Origin of the sequence: Rhodoferax mekongensis, from assembly GCF_032191775.1 — a bacterium.
Taxonomy (GTDB): Bacteria; Pseudomonadota; Gammaproteobacteria; order Burkholderiales; family Burkholderiaceae_C; genus Allorhodoferax; species Allorhodoferax mekongensis.
In genome coordinates this window covers 3,752,951-3,764,741 of sequence record NZ_CP132507.1, presented here as the reverse complement: position 1 = coordinate 3,764,741, position 11,791 = coordinate 3,752,951, and the positions used below count along the sequence as shown (strand labels likewise).

General features: G+C 59.5%; 11 protein-coding genes and 1 pseudogene. 7 read left to right on the top strand and 5 right to left on the bottom strand.

The features are described 5' to 3' along the window. Entirely contained in the window at nt 1-600 is a 600-nt protein-coding gene (locus RAN89_RS18000) for a 5-formyltetrahydrofolate cyclo-ligase (protein WP_313867587.1), read from the top strand. On the opposite strand, the gene RAN89_RS17995 is transcribed toward RAN89_RS18000, so the two are convergent. Together RAN89_RS17995 and RAN89_RS17990 are read right to left on the bottom strand one after the other, a co-directional pair. Further along, a complete protein-coding gene (locus RAN89_RS17995; RefSeq protein WP_313867586.1) occupies nt 569-955 on the bottom strand; it encodes a TfoX/Sxy family protein in 387 nt (128 codons plus the stop codon). The genes RAN89_RS18000 and RAN89_RS17995 overlap by 32 nt on opposite strands. A gap of 6 nt (nt 956-961) precedes the next feature. Beyond that, entirely contained in the window at nt 962-1,867 is a 906-nt protein-coding gene (locus RAN89_RS17990; RefSeq protein WP_313867585.1) for a DUF6279 family lipoprotein, read from the bottom strand. On the opposite strand from RAN89_RS17990, the gene glmU reads away from it, so the two are divergent. Both glmU and RAN89_RS17980 read left to right on the top strand, forming a co-directional pair. Then, complete coding sequence (gene glmU, locus RAN89_RS17985) at nt 1,866-3,317, top strand: bifunctional UDP-N-acetylglucosamine diphosphorylase/glucosamine-1-phosphate N-acetyltransferase GlmU (RefSeq protein WP_313867584.1); 1,452 nt, start codon at nt 1,866-1,868, stop codon at nt 3,315-3,317. The genes RAN89_RS17990 and glmU overlap by 2 nt on opposite strands. A 9-nt stretch (nt 3,318-3,326) precedes the next feature. After that, nucleotides 3,327-4,079 carry a sensor histidine kinase gene (locus RAN89_RS17980; protein ID WP_313867583.1) on the top strand — a complete coding sequence of 251 codons (753 nt, stop codon included), beginning with the start codon at nt 3,327-3,329 and terminating at the stop codon, nt 4,077-4,079. Nucleotides 4,080-4,136: 57 nt separating this feature from the next. Here the strand turns inward: RAN89_RS17980 and RAN89_RS17975 are convergent, their stop codons facing one another. After that, nucleotides 4,137-4,319 (bottom strand): hypothetical protein, encoded by a 183-nt coding sequence (locus tag RAN89_RS17975; protein ID WP_313867582.1) that lies wholly within the window; start codon nt 4,317-4,319, stop codon nt 4,137-4,139. A 203-nt stretch (nt 4,320-4,522) separates the two neighbouring features. Here RAN89_RS17975 and RAN89_RS17970 point away from each other — a divergent pair, with 203 nt between their 5' ends. Beyond that, entirely contained in the window at nt 4,523-5,467 is a 945-nt protein-coding gene (locus tag RAN89_RS17970) for a LysR family transcriptional regulator (RefSeq protein WP_313867581.1), read from the top strand. On the opposite strand, the gene RAN89_RS17965 is transcribed toward RAN89_RS17970, so the two are convergent. Continuing rightward, complete coding sequence (locus RAN89_RS17965; protein WP_313867580.1) at nt 5,464-5,937, bottom strand: Lrp/AsnC family transcriptional regulator; 474 nt, start codon at nt 5,935-5,937, stop codon at nt 5,464-5,466. The two genes, RAN89_RS17970 and RAN89_RS17965, sit on opposite strands and share 4 nt — an antisense overlap. A 143-nt stretch (nt 5,938-6,080) precedes the next feature. Here RAN89_RS17965 and glmS point away from each other — a divergent pair, with 143 nt between their 5' ends. Both glmS and mobB read left to right on the top strand, forming a co-directional pair. Continuing rightward, the gene (glmS, locus tag RAN89_RS17960; RefSeq protein WP_313867579.1) at nt 6,081-7,997 is read left to right on the top strand and encodes a glutamine--fructose-6-phosphate transaminase (isomerizing); all 1,917 of its coding nucleotides are present in this window, start codon (nt 6,081-6,083) and stop codon (nt 7,995-7,997) included. 17 nt (nt 7,998-8,014) lie between these two features. Further along, a pseudogene (gene mobB / locus RAN89_RS17955) lies at nt 8,015-8,527 on the top strand (molybdopterin-guanine dinucleotide biosynthesis protein B); the annotation flags it as partial. Here the strand turns inward: mobB and RAN89_RS17950 are convergent. Continuing rightward, nucleotides 8,524-10,221 (bottom strand): SulP family inorganic anion transporter, encoded by a 1,698-nt coding sequence (locus tag RAN89_RS17950; RefSeq protein ID WP_313867577.1) that lies wholly within the window; start codon nt 10,219-10,221, stop codon nt 8,524-8,526. The pseudogene mobB and the gene RAN89_RS17950 overlap by 4 nt on opposite strands. 118 nt (nt 10,222-10,339) lie before the next feature. Here RAN89_RS17950 and RAN89_RS17945 point away from each other — a divergent pair, with 118 nt between their 5' ends. After that, entirely contained in the window at nt 10,340-11,785 is a 1,446-nt protein-coding gene (locus tag RAN89_RS17945; RefSeq protein ID WP_313867576.1) for a DUF4139 domain-containing protein, read from the top strand. Nucleotides 11,786-11,791 lie beyond the last annotated feature (6 nt).

Below are 11,791 nucleotides of genomic sequence, written 5' to 3'. Positions count from 1 at the left end.
ATGGACAACTCGGACGACAGCAAAGCTGCACAAAAGAAAGCCCTTCGCAAGGCCCTGTTGGATCAACGTCTGGCGATGCCGGATCGACTACAGCGTGCCGATCTTTTACAACGCGTGATGCGCATCTGGCTGGTAGGCCGGCCGGATGCGGTGATCGGTGCCTATTGGCCGATCAAAGGCGAGTTTGACCCCTTGCCGGCCTTGCACCGCTGGAAAGAAGACGGGGAGCTGATCGACCAGCCCCAGCCGCGCCGCATCGGCTTGCCGGTGGTAAACCGCGCGCACAAAACCATGACCTTCCATGCCTGGTACCCCGGCTGCCCGATGGAAGAGGATGCCTATGGCATTCCCAAGCCCAAAGACACCGAGCTGATCGTGCCCACCTTGCTGTTTGTGCCCTGCGTGGGCTATGGCCCCGGCGGGTACCGCTTGGGCTATGGCGGTGGTTTTTACGACCGCATGCTGGCCAGCTTGAATCCCAAGCCCTTCACCGTAGGCTTGGGTTTTGGTACTGGTTTTGTGGATGATTTTGAGCCGGAAGCCCACGATATGCCGCTGGACGCCATTCTCAACGACCACGGAGTGGTTTGGCCCGTCTAGCGGGGGCTGGATTGCGGGCTGCCAGCGCAGCCTGCCAGGCTAGCTGTGCCCAATCCCGCATCAAGGCCGGTGACTCCATGGCGTCCGCCGGGGCGCTGTAGTAATTCATGCCACGTGGCACGCCCTTGGCGGTGTAAACGAAGCGTTTGCAGCCCTCCGCTTCATAGATGGCACGGTTGTCTGCACTGGCTTTGAGCCAGAGTGTGTCGCCGTCGCCCAGGTCCACTATCACGGCCACCGTCAAACCATCGCAGCTGATGCCCCAACCACCAAACATGCGTTTGGCGTGGCAGGGTCCCAGGCTGGCCAAGAGTTCGCAGCAATAGTCGGCAAATCCGGAGTCAGTGGTGCTCATGGCGATTCAGCGTTGCATCAGAGCGCGCACATCGTTTTCGTAGCCCTGCAAGGTTTGTTGCAGCTTGGTGCGCTGGGCCGGGCTGGTGGCATTGTGAAGCTCTGCGGCAGATTCACAGAAATGGCTGCGAACCCGCTCGGTGTATTGCACAAACGTGGTGTCAGGCGACTGGAGGCTGCGCAACAACAGGGCCCGCATTTCGGCCTGTACATGAATCTCACTGGGCGCGCCGGCTTTGAGCGCGCGCAGGGTTTGGAGTGCGTCTTTCTGCCGCCGCAGCACCTCTTTGTATTGGATGGCCGCATCGAAAGGCGAGCTTTCCAATTGGCTGCGGATCAGCGCTTTCTGGACGTCGGTGAGCCGGCCGTAAAAGCCCTCGGCGCGTTCGATGGTAGTTTTCAGGCGCCGGCTCAGTCGTTCCTGCGGGGACCCGTCCAGCCATTCCTCCCGCCATTCCGCATTGCGCTTGTCCCAGGAGCGCGCCAAGTGGTCCAACTGGGCGTTGCTCAGGGTGGGGCCGAGTGCAATCGCTGTCGGCGTGGCGCGGTCAAGCACCGCCTGGAACCGGCCTTCCAAGTAGCGCGATAACTGGCATACCTGATCGCCCGCCACGGGCTGGGGAGACGCGGCTTGCAGGTTCTTGAGCATTTCAGCCACTGCGGGCAACTCTTCTTTGCGGTGCCAGGCCTGCAGGGCATTCAGGTCACTGCGCAGGCGCACGCTTTGCGTGCTATCGAGGTCCAGAAAGCCATCCAGCCACCAGTAGGTGAGGTCGGGGGCGTTGTTGTAGGCCAGTCGCACCGCGCCGCAACCTGTCAGAGTCAGCCCCGCTGCCAGCAGGCAGATAATGGCGCACCAGCGCCGGACTACACCCCCCGCGCGAACTAACGTTCCAGAATTCAACAAAGGCATGGCTTTGACTTCCAATCCCCATCTTTCAAGTGGCGCACCGGCACACGCTCCGGTGGACGTGGTCATTATGGCGGCGGGCAAAGGCACCCGCATGCGCAGCAAAATCCCTAAAGTCTTGCAGCGCTTGGCCGGGCGCCCCTTGTTGCAGCACGTGGTGGAAACCGCAGCGGACCTGCAGGCCCGTCATGTGGTGGTGATCACCGGCCACAGTGCTATGGAAGTGGAAGCAGCCTGCGCAGATTTCACGGGCGCTGGCGCCGGATTTGCCTTGAATTTTGTGCGCCAGGTGCCGCAGCTCGGCACCGGCCATGCCGTGCAGCAAGCCGCGCCGGTGCTGCCGGACGATGGCGTGGTGGTGGTGCTCTCAGGTGACGTGCCCTTGACGCAGTCCGATACCTTGTTCCACCTTATTCAGGCCTGTGGCGGCAACAAACTGGCGCTGCTGACGCTGGAACAAAGCAACCCGGCGGGCTACGGGCGCATCGTGCGGGATGCGGGTGGCGCGGTGCAAGCCATCGTGGAGCACAAAGATGCTTCTGAGGCACAACGTGCAATCACAGAGATTTACAGCGGCATCATGGCGGTGCCTGCGGCGCAGCTTAAAACTTGGTTGGCTCGCCTGGACAATAAAAACGCCCAGGGCGAGTACTACCTGACCGACGTGGTGAAGTTTGCAGTGGCCGACGGCGTGGCGGTGGTGGGGCACAAGATTTCGGATCCCGTGCAAGTGGCCGGGGTGAATAGTCCGGTGCAACTGGCAGAACTGGAGCGTGCCTACCAATTGCAGCAGGCCCACCGTTTGATGGACGAAGGCGTTCGGCTGGCCGACCCTGCGCGCATCGATGTGCGTGGCGACCTGTTGTGCGCCCATGACGTCAGCATCGATGTGAATTGTGTTTTTTCAGGCCAGGTGAGTCTGGGCGAAGGCGTGTCCATTGGCGCCAACTGCGTGATTGCCAACTGTGTGATCGAGGCGGGCGCAGTGATTCACCCTTTTACGCACATTGATGGCGAGAGTTTGGGCGTGACCGTGGGTGCAGGCGCGTTGATTGGCCCCTTCGCCCGCTTGCGACCCGGCGCCAAGTTGGGCGCCGAGGTGCATATCGGCAATTTTGTGGAGGTGAAGAATTCCACCCTTGCCGCCGGCGCCAAAGCCAACCACTTGGCTTATTTGGGCGATGCCACAGTCGGTGAGCGGGTGAACTATGGCGCAGGCAGCATTACCGCTAACTACGACGGCGCCAACAAACACCGCACTGTCATTGAGGCGGATGTGCATGTGGGCAGCAATTGCGTGTTGGTCGCGCCCGTCACCATTGGTGCAGGCGGCACCATCGGTGGCGGCTCGACCATTACCAAGAGCACCGAAGCCGGTGCCCTGAGTGTGGCGCGCGGTAAACAGGTGAGCATTGCCAACTGGAGCCGGCCGGCAAAGAAACCCAAAGCCTGAGGGGTGAACATGCACAGCAGCGAGCACCAATTGCAGCAACGTATCCAAGAGCTGGAAGCAGAACTTGCTGCCAGCCGTGCTGAGCTGCAGGAGTTCACCTATACCGTGTCTCACGACCTGCGGGCGCCGCTACGCCATCTGGTGTCGTTTGCGCGTTTGCTGGAGGAGGAAGCCGGTGCCCAGCTCACGGGCGAAAGTGCTGACTTTCTGCGCACCATCACGGCCTCCGCCGATCACATGGGCGTGTTGCTGGACGCTTTAACGGCCCTGTCCCGCCTTGGGGCTGTGCAGGCAATGCCGAGTGCTGTTGAACTGGCTCCCTTGGTGGAGTCTTGCGTGCGGGAGGTGCAGGCAGGCTTTGCTGCTCGCACTGTCGCAGTGACGGTGGATGTGCCCGCCCCGCTCGAGGTGCTGGCTGATGAGGCCATAGTTCGGCAAGCGCTGACACAGGTTTTGGCCAATGCCTTCAAATTTACCGCCAAGGTGGCGGAGCCTGTGATTTCCGTGTCGGTCCATCAAGGTCCGGAAGGAAAGGTGCAGCTGCGGGTGGAAGACAACGGTGCCGGTTTCAACCCGGCGATGCAAGACAAGTTGTTCAAGGTGTTTGGCCGATTGCATTCCGCCAAGCAGTTTCCCGGTTTGGGTATGGGCCTACTGACGGCTCAACGCCTGCTGGCCAAAGTGGGCGCGACCATCAGCCTGATGCCCAGAGAGCAGGGCGGCGCGCTGGCATGTCTGTCTTTCCCGCAGGCAAAAAAATAGCCCGGCGGTGCCGGGCTGGTGCGGGTTGCGCTCACGGCCTGTGGGCCGTAGTGCGGATTACCACTTCTTGATTTTGTCCAGGTCCGCGTAAGCGTCAGTGGACTTGCTGTCAGCTGCTTTGGCGGCAACGGCTTGCTTGTCGGCAGCCTTGGCATCGGTAGCAGCGTCAGCAGCGAAAGCTTGACCGGCCAACAAAGAGCCGAGAACCAGGGTGATCGCAGCAAAAGTAGTCTTGTTCATGATGAAGTTCCTTTCAAAGTTGAAGATTCCGCTCCGGCGGGTTTCAGTCCGTCTGAACAGCATCGATGGGGCGTTTATTTCGTTTGCGTCTCGTCGATGGGATGAACTGTAAAATTCCTCAAAACAAAGATAAACTATCAAAATAGAACTTCAGCGTTGCTGATTTGGAAACAATCGAGTTCTTGTTGGAAAAGGAAAGTGCGATGGACCGGTTGCAATCCATGCGGGTGTTTCAGCGAGTCATTGACGAAGGCGGTTTTGCAGCTGCAGCACGTGCCTTGGACATGTCGCCGGCCGTTGTGACGCGGCTGGTGGCCGATCTGGAAGAACACTTGGGGACCCGTTTGCTCCACCGCTCGACGCGGAAGGTTTCTTTGAGTGAAGCCGGTGAGGCCTATCTGGCCCGGGTACGCGCCATTCTTCAGGACATTGACGAGGCTGATGCCTTGGCCAACTTGCATACCCAGGAGCTTGCCGGGGAGCTGCATGTGCTGGCCACGCCGGTGCTGGCCACCTACTTGTTGGCCCCCATGCTGGCTGGGTTCCGTGCCAAGTACCCCAAAATCACGCTGCACATCCGGGTGGAATCATTTGAAGAGCCCTCGGTCGAGGAGCACGACGTGACACTTTTTGCGGCAGATGAGGCGTATGACGGCACCATCGTGGCACGGAAAATCGCGACGACGCACGGCATCCTGGTGGCCGCGCCCTCGTATATGCAGCGCAAGGGCATACCTCAAACTCCCGATGAGCTGGTTGCACACGATTGTTTGGAGCTTTCGGGCAGCATTGCCCGCCACCAGCGTTGGCACTTGCGCAATGAAACGAATCCGCAAGAAACGGTGGACTTGAATCTCACTCCGGTGATCAGCTCAAACCACATCGAAACCCTGATTGCCGCCACGCTGGACGGTGTGGGCATCACCCCTTGCACCGTGGAGTTGGTGGGGCCATTGCTGGCCACAGGCGAGTTGGTGCGTGTGCTCGCGCCTTGGGTGGCGGGGCAGGTGCACTTGTATGCAGCATTGCCCAGCCGCCAGTATTTGCCGCGTCGTACCCGCGTGTTCTTGGATTACCTCACAGAGCAAACCGCCCTGATGCTGGCCGATGCCCAAGCGGTATGCGGAGGCATGAGCGGCTTGCGTTAGCGCAGGGGCAGTTCTGCGCCGAATTTGCTGCGCTTGACGCTGAAAAAAGCTTTCACGTTGCGCACATTGGCATCACTGGTGAAAAGACGTTGCGTGAGCGCCTGGTAGTCCGGCATGTCTTTGGCATGCACTACGAGGCAAAAGTCAGGACCGGGTGACACGCGATAGCACTGCTGCACGCTGAAGTCGTCTGCCACACGGGCTTCAAACTTTTCCAGTGCGCCGGTGTCCTGCCGGTCCAGCGTGATTTCCACAATAGCGGTCAGACCATGGCCTGTGACTTCTGCTACACGCTGCGGATTCAGGATGGCGACTTGCCGTTCAATCAACCCGGCCTCATGCAGGCGCTTGACCCTGCGCAAGCAGGTGGGGGGCGAGGTATGCACCCGCTCTGCCAAGGCCTGATTGCTCAAGCTGGCATCCGCTTGCAATTGCGCCAGCAACTGAAGGTCGGTGGGGTCTAGCTCCATAAATTCAAAATGTAATAAAAAATGAAATTAAATTTCTCAACGAAGATTGGATGAAATTTTCATTCAATTCAAATAAAAAAACAATTATAAATTTCTTTCAAAAGTTCTACCATCCACACCATTGTTTGAATTGGAGACTGTCTATGTGTGGCATCGTTGGCGCGGTTTCGACCCGCAACATCGTTCCCGTCTTGGTCCAGGGCTTGGAGCGGCTGGAATACCGGGGGTATGACTCCTGTGGCGTGGCGGTGTATGCGCAAGACGAAGCTAGTAACGGTGGCGCTCCGTTCAATGGCTTGCGACGTGCCCGCAGTACGTCTCGCGTGGCCGAGCTGGTGGAGCAAGTGGCGGCTGGTGCCGTACAAGGGCACCTGGGCATTGCCCACACACGCTGGGCCACGCACGGAGCTCCGGTGGTGCATAACGCGCATCCCCATTTCAGCCACGGCCCCGGTGCGGATGCAGAGAGCAAACCCGGCCGGATTGCACTGGTCCACAACGGAATCATCGAAAACCACGATGACCTGCGATGGGCTCTGAAAGCCAAGGGCTATGTCTTTCACAGCCAGACCGATACGGAAGTGATTGCCCACCTGATCGACAGCATCTACGACGGCGACTTGTTCGAGGCGGTCAAAGCCGCCGTGTTGCAGTTGCATGGCGCCTACGCGATTGCCGTGTTTTGCAAAGACGAGCCGCACCGGCTGGTCGGTGCGCGCGCAGGCTCGCCGCTGATACTGGGTGTCGGCAAAGACGGGCAAGAACATTTTTTGGCCAGCGATGCGATGGCGCTTGCCGGTGTGACGGACCAGATCGTCTACCTCGAAGAAGGCGATGTGGTGGACCTGCAGCTGGGCAAGTACTGGCTGGTGGACAGGGCACACAAAGCAGTTGCACCTGCGCAGCGCCCGGTCAAAACCGTGGTGGCCCACAGCGGTGCCGCAGAGCTGGGGCCCTACCGCCACTACATGCAGAAGGAAATCTTCGAGCAACCCCGCGCGATTGCCGACACCCTCGAAGGCGTGGAAGGCATAGTCCCCGAGTTGTTTGACCAGCAAGCCAACCACGCACCCGGTGCAAATGCCGCACGCGTGTTCAAGCAGATTGACAGCGTTTTGATTCTTGCTTGCGGCACCAGCTACTACAGCGGCTGCGCGGCCAAGTACTGGATCGAGAGCATCGCCAAAATTCCTTGCAATGTGGAGGTGGCCAGCGAGTACCGCTACCGCGATTCGGTGCCGAACCCGAACAACTTGGTGGTCACCATCACCCAGAGTGGGGAGACCGCCGACACCTTGGCAGCATTGCGCCACGCCCAGTCTTTGGGCATGAAGCACACGCTCACCATTTGTAACGTGGCGACCAGCGCCATGGTGCGTGAGTGCAGCTTGGCGTATGTGACCCGGGCAGGTGTGGAAATCGGTGTGGCGTCTACCAAGGCGTTTACCACCCAGCTGGCCGGTTTGTTCCTGTTGACCTTGTGCCTGGCGCAAGCCAAGGGCCGCTTGAGCGATGCGGAAGAGGCTCGCCACCTCAAAGCCATGCGCCACCTGCCGGCCGCGCTGCAAGCAGTGCTGGCCCTGGAGCCACAGGTGATGGCATGGGCGGAAGACTTTGCCAAGAAAGAAAATGCCCTGTTCTTGGGCCGTGGCTTGCACTATCCCATTGCGATGGAAGGCGCGCTCAAGCTCAAGGAGATCACCTACATCCACGCCGAAGCCTATGCCGCTGGTGAACTCAAGCATGGCCCCTTGGCTTTGGTAACCAGCGAGATGCCGGTGGTCACGGTGGCGCCTAACGACGCGCTGTTGGAAAAACTCAAGAGCAATATGCACGAGGTGCGCGCTCGTGGCGGCGTGCTGTATGTCCTGGCCGATGCAGATACCAAGATCGAGAGTGGCGAAGGCTTGCATGTGATCCGCATGCCGGAGCACTATGGTGAACTCTCGCCCTTGCTCCACGTAGTGCCCTTGCAATTGCTGTCCTATCACACCGCCTGCGCGCGTGGGACCGATGTCGACAAGCCGCGCAATCTGGCCAAAAGCGTGACCGTCGAGTAACTCTGCACATGCGCTTTTTCGGTATTGCTGGCCACTCCGGCATGGGCAAAACCACCTTGCTGGAGCGGCTGATTCCCGAGCTCACCGGGCGGGGGCTGCGGGTATCACTGATCAAGCACAGCCATAAAGACATTGAAATCGACCGGCCAGGAAAAGATTCGTTCCGCCTGCGCGAAGCAGGATGCTCCGAAGTACTGTTGTTGGGGCGGGAGCGTTGGGCACTGATGCATGAATTGCGCGGCCAACCCGAACCCTCGCTGGACTATCTGCTGGATCGCATGCAGGCCTGTGATCTGGTGCTGGTCGAGGGTTTTAAGGGTGGCACATTTCCCAAACTGGAAGTCTGGCGTGCCAGCGAGGGCAAGGCCACGCTTTGGCCCGCGTGGCCCGGCGTGATCGCGGTTGCCAGTGATACTGCGTCGTCCCCTGCAAACTTACCGCATTTGGACTTGAGCGATATCGGTCAGATCGCAGACTTTGTGCTCGCGCACGCAGCACAACGCTTGGCCCGAGAGTCCTTCGCGTCCTAAATGGCGAGTGCTGCGTCGGCGGCCGGAAGTCTTTTGCTCTGCAAGGTTTGGAATGCTTGAGATACCGACGGAAACACCTGGCCTGACAAGCCGGTCCACAGCTCGGTGTGCATCAACCGGTCTTGCACCGGACCTTTGACCTCTGCGAAGTGGAGTTTTATGCCGCGTTCTCGCAGATCGCGGTTGATGTCTTCGAGAACTTCCATGGCTGAAGTGTCAACGCGATTGACTGCTGTCATCACCAAGACGACATCCTCAACTTGCTCTGATTGCCTCAATTCCTGGCTCAGGCGGGCTTCGACCGCTTGCAGGTTGCCGAAGAACAGACTCTCATCGATACGCAGCAACAGCGCGTGCGGCAAGGTCTCCGTTTCGTAGCGCTCCACATTCCGGAAGGTGGATGTACCCGGCAATCGACCAAGAACCGCGATGTGCGGTGCGCTGGAACGCCACAGCAGTGTCGCCAAGGACAGCCCGATGCCCATGGCTATTCCGGTATCCAAGCCCAGGGTGATGACCCCCAGAGCGGTGCCCAGCCACGCAATGGCATCTGCACGGTCGTAACCCCAAGCTTGGCGCAGTGCTCGCACATCAATCATCCCCCAGGCGGCCACCACAATGCTGGCAGCCAGCACTGCCAGCGGGAGTTTGGTCAGCCATTCCGTGCCCACCAGTACCAGCACCACCATCGATAGACCCGAGACTACACCGGCCAGAGGCGTTTGGGCGCCGGCCGCCACATTGATGGCAGACCGGGACAAGCCCCCACCCACGGGCATGCCACCACTGAAGGCCGCAGCAATGTTGGCTGCGCCCAAGCCGGTCAGCTCCCGGTTCGCATCGACGCGCTCCCGCCGTTTGACGGCAAGTGCCTGCGCCATGGTGATGCACTGCACCATGCCGATGAAGGAAATCAGCAAGGTGGGCCCCGCCAATGCTTGGAGGGATGCCAACTCCGGCAGGGTAAACACCTGAGACATTCCATCGAGGCGTATGGTGCCTACCACTGCGACCGCATGCTTGGAATCCAAATCAAGCGAGGAGACGATAAGCGTGCTCACCAGCAACACCAGCAAGGGCGAGAGGCGCATCCACACGGGCCACCGCTTGAGCCCCACGCGGGCGATGGTGAGCGCCGCAATGGAAGCCAGACCCAGCATCAAGGTGACTTGATTGGTGTTGGGTAGCTGCTGAGCCATGAGGCGCAGGGTCTGGCCCGTGGAATTGCCGTGTACTTCAACACCAAGAATGAATTTGGCTTGGCTCACCATGATCAACACGGCCGACCCGGCAACGAAACCACTGACAACCGGGCGGCTCAAAAGCTGGGACAGAAAGCCCAGTCTCGCCACGCCGCATGCAGCGATCAGCAGGCCAGATGACAAACTCAGCCAAGCTGCCAGTTGGATGTAGTGCGCTGAACCGGGTTGGGCGATCGGGCTCAACACGCTGTACGTCATGATGGCTGTGATGGCTACAGGTCCTACCGCTTGCACCATGCTGCTTCCGAGCAAGGCATAAGCGATGGCGGGCAATATGCTCACATAGAGCCCCGCCTGCGGAGGTAAGCCCGCCAACAGTGCATAGGCCAGACTCTGCGGAATGACCAGGACAGTGAGTACCAAACCGGCAAGGACATCGTCCCGCAAATGGTGGCGGGGGTAGTGTTGAATCCAGTGCGGTATCAGGGCCATGCACTATGCTAACCGCCGGCCAAACGAAGGTTGAAATTTGGTAACACAATGCAAGCGCGTCAGCCCACCCTCGGCCCCGGGCGTTGTGCGCATAGATTGTTTCAACAAAAGGATATTCATGCGCGTTTCTGCTCCTCTCGCTGCCGGTAGTGTGCTGCTCAGTGTTGCTTTGTTCGGCCAGGCACAACCAGTGGAGCAGCGCAGCAGCTTGGCTGACCAGCAGGAAGTCGCTGTCACCATCTACAACGAGAATCTGGCGCTCGTGAAAGACGTGCGCAAGATTCCCTTCAAGAGCGGCCCGCTGGCTCTCGCGTTCCGCGATGTCAGCGCGCGTATGCGGCCTGAAACGGCATTGCTGCGCAGCCTGAGTTCGCCAGGCGCACTGAAGGTTCAGGAGCAGAACTTTGATTTTGACCTGCTAACCCCCCAGAAAATGCTGGAGAAATATGTAGGCCGGCAGGTCAAGGTCGTGCGCACGAATGCGGCAACTGGCCAGGAAACGGTAGAAGCGGCCACGGTGCTTTCGGCCAATAACGGAGTCGTCTTGAAGGTCGGCGACCGCATAGAAACCGGTGTCCCCGGACGGCTGGTCTTTGACGATGTGCCGGCCAATCTCCGCGACCGCCCCACGCTGGTCATGTCTTTGAACAACACCGGTGCAGCCAGCCAGGATGTGGAGCTCAGTTACCTGACGGGTGGCCTGTCCTGGAAGGCCGATTACGTGGTCGAACTCAACGCAACGGACGATGCCCTTGACATGTCGGGCTGGGTCACGCTGACCAATACCAGTGGTGCCACTTACCGCAACGCCAAACTCCAGTTGGTGGCCGGGGATGTGAATCAGGCTGCCCCGGAAATGGCGCTCCGGGGGCGGGCGGTATTGATGGCAGCGCCCGCGATGGCCAAGGCGGACAGCTCCATGGCCGAAGAGTCTTTGTTCGAATACCACCTCTATACCCTGGACCGCCCGACCACCATCGCTGAAAATCAGACCAAGCAGGTGGCCTTGCTCTCCGCCAACGGCGTGCCGGCCCGCAAAGAAATGGTGCTGCAAGGTGGCGACTACTATTACCAGGGCGCTTCTGGCGAGCTGGGCCAAAAGCTCAAGGTAGGTGTGTTTCTGGAGTTCGACAACAAAGACAATGCCCGTTTGGGTTTGTCCTTGCCCAAAGGCGTTGTCCGGGTCTACAAGAAAGACAGTGCAGGTAACGCACAGTTCATCGGCGAAGACCGCATAGAGCACATTCCCAAAAATGAAAAAGTGCGCCTCAAGTTGGGCAATGCGTTTGACGTCACGGCAGACAAGAAGCAAACCGACTTCAAGCGCCTGCCCAACGCCGGCAAATACGGATTTGTGTCAGAGAGTGCGTATGAGATCGTGCTCAAAAACGCCAAAAAGGAGGCGGTCACCGTGACGGTGCAAGAGCCCATCCCCGGCGATTGGCAGATGCTGGGCAGCAGCCAGGCGCACACCAAGGCCGCGTCGAATATGGCTGTCTGGAAGGTGACAGTTCCCGCAGAAGGCAAAGCTGTTTTGACCTACAGGACACTTGTGCGCTATTGACCGGTT

Coding starts and splice junctions, on each gene's coding strand:
- glmS (WP_313867579.1), top strand. CDS start 6,081: ATGTGTGGCATCGTTGGCGCGGTTTCGACCCGCAACATCGTTCCCGTC.
- RAN89_RS17970 (WP_313867581.1), top strand. CDS start 4,523: ATGGACCGGTTGCAATCCATGCGGGTGTTTCAGCGAGTCATTGACGAA.
- RAN89_RS17990 (WP_313867585.1), bottom strand. CDS start 1,867: ATGCCTTTGTTGAATTCTGGAACGTTAGTTCGCGCGGGGGGTGTAGTC.
- RAN89_RS17975 (WP_313867582.1), bottom strand. CDS start 4,319: ATGAACAAGACTACTTTTGCTGCGATCACCCTGGTTCTCGGCTCTTTG.
- RAN89_RS17945 (WP_313867576.1), top strand. CDS start 10,340: ATGCGCGTTTCTGCTCCTCTCGCTGCCGGTAGTGTGCTGCTCAGTGTT.
- RAN89_RS17965 (WP_313867580.1), bottom strand. CDS start 5,937: ATGGAGCTAGACCCCACCGACCTTCAGTTGCTGGCGCAATTGCAAGCG.
- glmU (WP_313867584.1), top strand. CDS start 1,866: ATGGCTTTGACTTCCAATCCCCATCTTTCAAGTGGCGCACCGGCACAC.
- RAN89_RS17995 (WP_313867586.1), bottom strand. CDS start 955: ATGAGCACCACTGACTCCGGATTTGCCGACTATTGCTGCGAACTCTTG.
- RAN89_RS18000 (WP_313867587.1), top strand. CDS start 1: ATGGACAACTCGGACGACAGCAAAGCTGCACAAAAGAAAGCCCTTCGC.
- RAN89_RS17950 (WP_313867577.1), bottom strand. CDS start 10,221: ATGGCCCTGATACCGCACTGGATTCAACACTACCCCCGCCACCATTTG.
- RAN89_RS17980 (WP_313867583.1), top strand. CDS start 3,327: ATGCACAGCAGCGAGCACCAATTGCAGCAACGTATCCAAGAGCTGGAA.